The sequence below is a fragment of the Hymenobacter coccineus genome (genome assembly GCF_001816125.1).
Classification (GTDB): domain Bacteria; phylum Bacteroidota; class Bacteroidia; order Cytophagales; family Hymenobacteraceae; genus Hymenobacter; species Hymenobacter coccineus.
In genome coordinates, this window is record NZ_MDZA01000239.1 from 1 (window position 1) to 2,339 (window position 2,339).

The 2,339-nt window shown below is 67.7% G+C and carries 2 protein-coding genes; both read right to left on the bottom strand.

The genetic code is table 11. The features are described 5' to 3' along the window. Nucleotides 1-95: 95 nt before the first annotated feature. A complete protein-coding gene (locus tag BEN49_RS14115) occupies nucleotides 96-1,001 on the bottom strand; it encodes a 1-aminocyclopropane-1-carboxylate deaminase/D-cysteine desulfhydrase (protein ID WP_070744417.1) in 906 nt (301 codons plus the stop codon). A gap of 74 nt (nucleotides 1,002-1,075) precedes the next feature. Continuing rightward, nucleotides 1,076-2,339: YfhO family protein (locus BEN49_RS28025; protein ID WP_369073215.1), on the bottom strand; the 1,264-nt coding region annotated here is incomplete at its 5' end.

Here is a 2,339-nt window from a genome sequence, read left to right on the forward strand (position 1 = left end):
AAGCACAGGTACGGGGCCACGAAGGTCCATTCGTCGTCTTTTACATCGCTGGGGTAAGCCATACCCCGAATTTCGGCACAAGTTCATAACAGGCTCTAGCGCCGCTCGCCGAACCGGGCGTGCCACCCGGCCCAGGCCTGCAAGCCGCCGGTGTGCACCGCCACCACCGTGCTGCCCGGTGGGAAGTACCCTTGCCCAATCAAATCCAACACCCCGAATAGCAGCTTACCGGTGTAAATGGGGTCGAGCAGCACCCCGTGCCGTTCCTCAAACTGCCGGATGAACGCCAGTAAATCAGCTGAGTATTTGGCGTAGCCGCCAAAGTGGTAATCCTTGGCCAGCATGTATTTACCAAAAATCTGCCCGGTGGCCTCCCGCGTCAGTGCGTCGATGTCGTCCTTCAGGAAGCCGCCGTTTTTCAAGGCGGCCACGCCCACGACCTTTTCAGGGCCCCGTAGGCCGGTGAGCAGGCCAGCCAGGGTACCGCCCGTGCCCACGGCCACGGCCAGTGCATCGAACGCTACCTGCTGGCGGATTTCGGTCGCTAGTTCGGCCATGCCTATCAACGCCAGCGCGTTGGTGCCGCCTTCGGGCAACAGGTAGGCGGGGCCGAACCGGGCTTGCAGCTCGGCTAGGAAGGCGGGTTCGGTGCGGCAGCGGTAGGTGGTGCGGTCGAGGTAGTGCAGGGCCATGCCGTCGGTGGCGCAGCGGGCCAGGGTGGGGTTGGGGGCCCCGGCGGCCTCGCCCCGCACCAAGCCCACAGTGGCAAAGCCGTGCAGCCGCCCGGCCGCCGCCACCGCCGCCAGGTGGTTGGAATAGGCCCCGCCGAAGGTGAGCAGCCGGCCGTGGCCCAGGCGCCGCGCTTCCAGCAAGTTGTACTTCAGCTTGCGGGCCTTGTTGCCGGGCAGCTCGGGGCTCACCAGGTCGTCGCGCCAGAGCAGCAGGCGCACACCGCGGGCGGCGGCCACGGGCTCGGGCAGTGCCTGGAGGAAGGGGCTCATCGGCGGTGTGGGTTTGGGCACCGGGACGGCCCGAGCTGCCGGCTTTTCGCCGGTTGCCCGGAGCCAAAGGACTGCTAAGCTGCGTCGGCTTCGGGCTGGCGCTTGGCCACGTAGGCGCCGGCGCCCAGCAGCACCAGCACCAGGCCGATGCTGGATATTAGCGACACGGTGTTGCCGGTGGCATACTCTTTAGGCTCGAACTTGAAGTCGATTTTGTGGGCCCCGGCGGGCACGTTCATGGCGCGCAGCACGAAATCGGCGCGGAAGTACGGGGTCGGCTTCCCGTCGAGGTAGGCGTTCCAACCGTCGGCGTAGTACACCTCCGAGAACACCACCGTGCCTGGCTGGGCGGCGTTGTAGCCGTAGCTCAGCGCGTCGGGGGCGTAGGTGGTGAGGCTGATAGTGGCCGTGGTGTCGGCGTAGGTGGCGGCCTGCACGGCCGGGAATTTCACGTGGTCGACCACTGCCGTGCGGCCGGGGTTGCCGGCGGCCACGGCGGCCAGCTCGGCGTCGGGCGTGGCCACGGTTTGCACCGCGCGCACGAACCAGGCGTTGCCCAGGGCCCCGGGGTTGCGGATGACGGGCTGCTTCTCGTTGCCCGTCAGGTAGTAGCGGGTGTTCAGCATGTTGAGCACCGGCGTGCGCCGGAAGTCGCCGCCGTTTTGGCTGAACAAGGCCTGCATCTCGGGCGAAATCTCGCGCTCCACCAGGTCCTGGTAGCGGCGCAGCTTGGCCCCGTGGTAGCCGCCGATGCTCTTGTGGAAGTACGACGTTTGGGCCTCGTTGAACGGGTTCTGGATGTTTAACACCCGGTAGCTCAGGTCTTTGTCTTGCAGCACGGCCTGGTCGGCCGCGCTGGGCTCAAAGCTCTGAGCGATGCTGGTCGGCTGGAAGTTTTTCTCGCCGAGGTAGCGCTTGTCCACACTCCACAGGTCCACTAGCACCAGCAGCGCCACCAGCGCCGCGGCCGAACCCGGGCCCAGCTTGCCCTTCAGGTAAAAGTACAGCGTGCCCAGCGCCAGGCCCACGAACAGCAGCCCGCGCCACACGTCGTTGCGCAGCAAGTCGGCGCGGTCGGCGCGCAGGGCCCCGATGAGCGGGGCCGGAAAGCCGCCGGGGTTTTGGGGCCCCTGCACCAAGCTGGCGTCCACGGGCGCCGCAAAATCAAAGCTGAAGCTGGCCAGCCACGCCAGCACCAGCACCCCGGCCGTCACGGCCCCGGCGTAGAGCAGCTGGCGCAGGCGCTCCCGGGTTTCGGGGGCGTCGGGCGCGGCGGCCGCGTTGCCAGCGGCCGCGCGAGCCGCTTTGGCCAGGGCTGGGTGCATGGGTTCGGCCGGG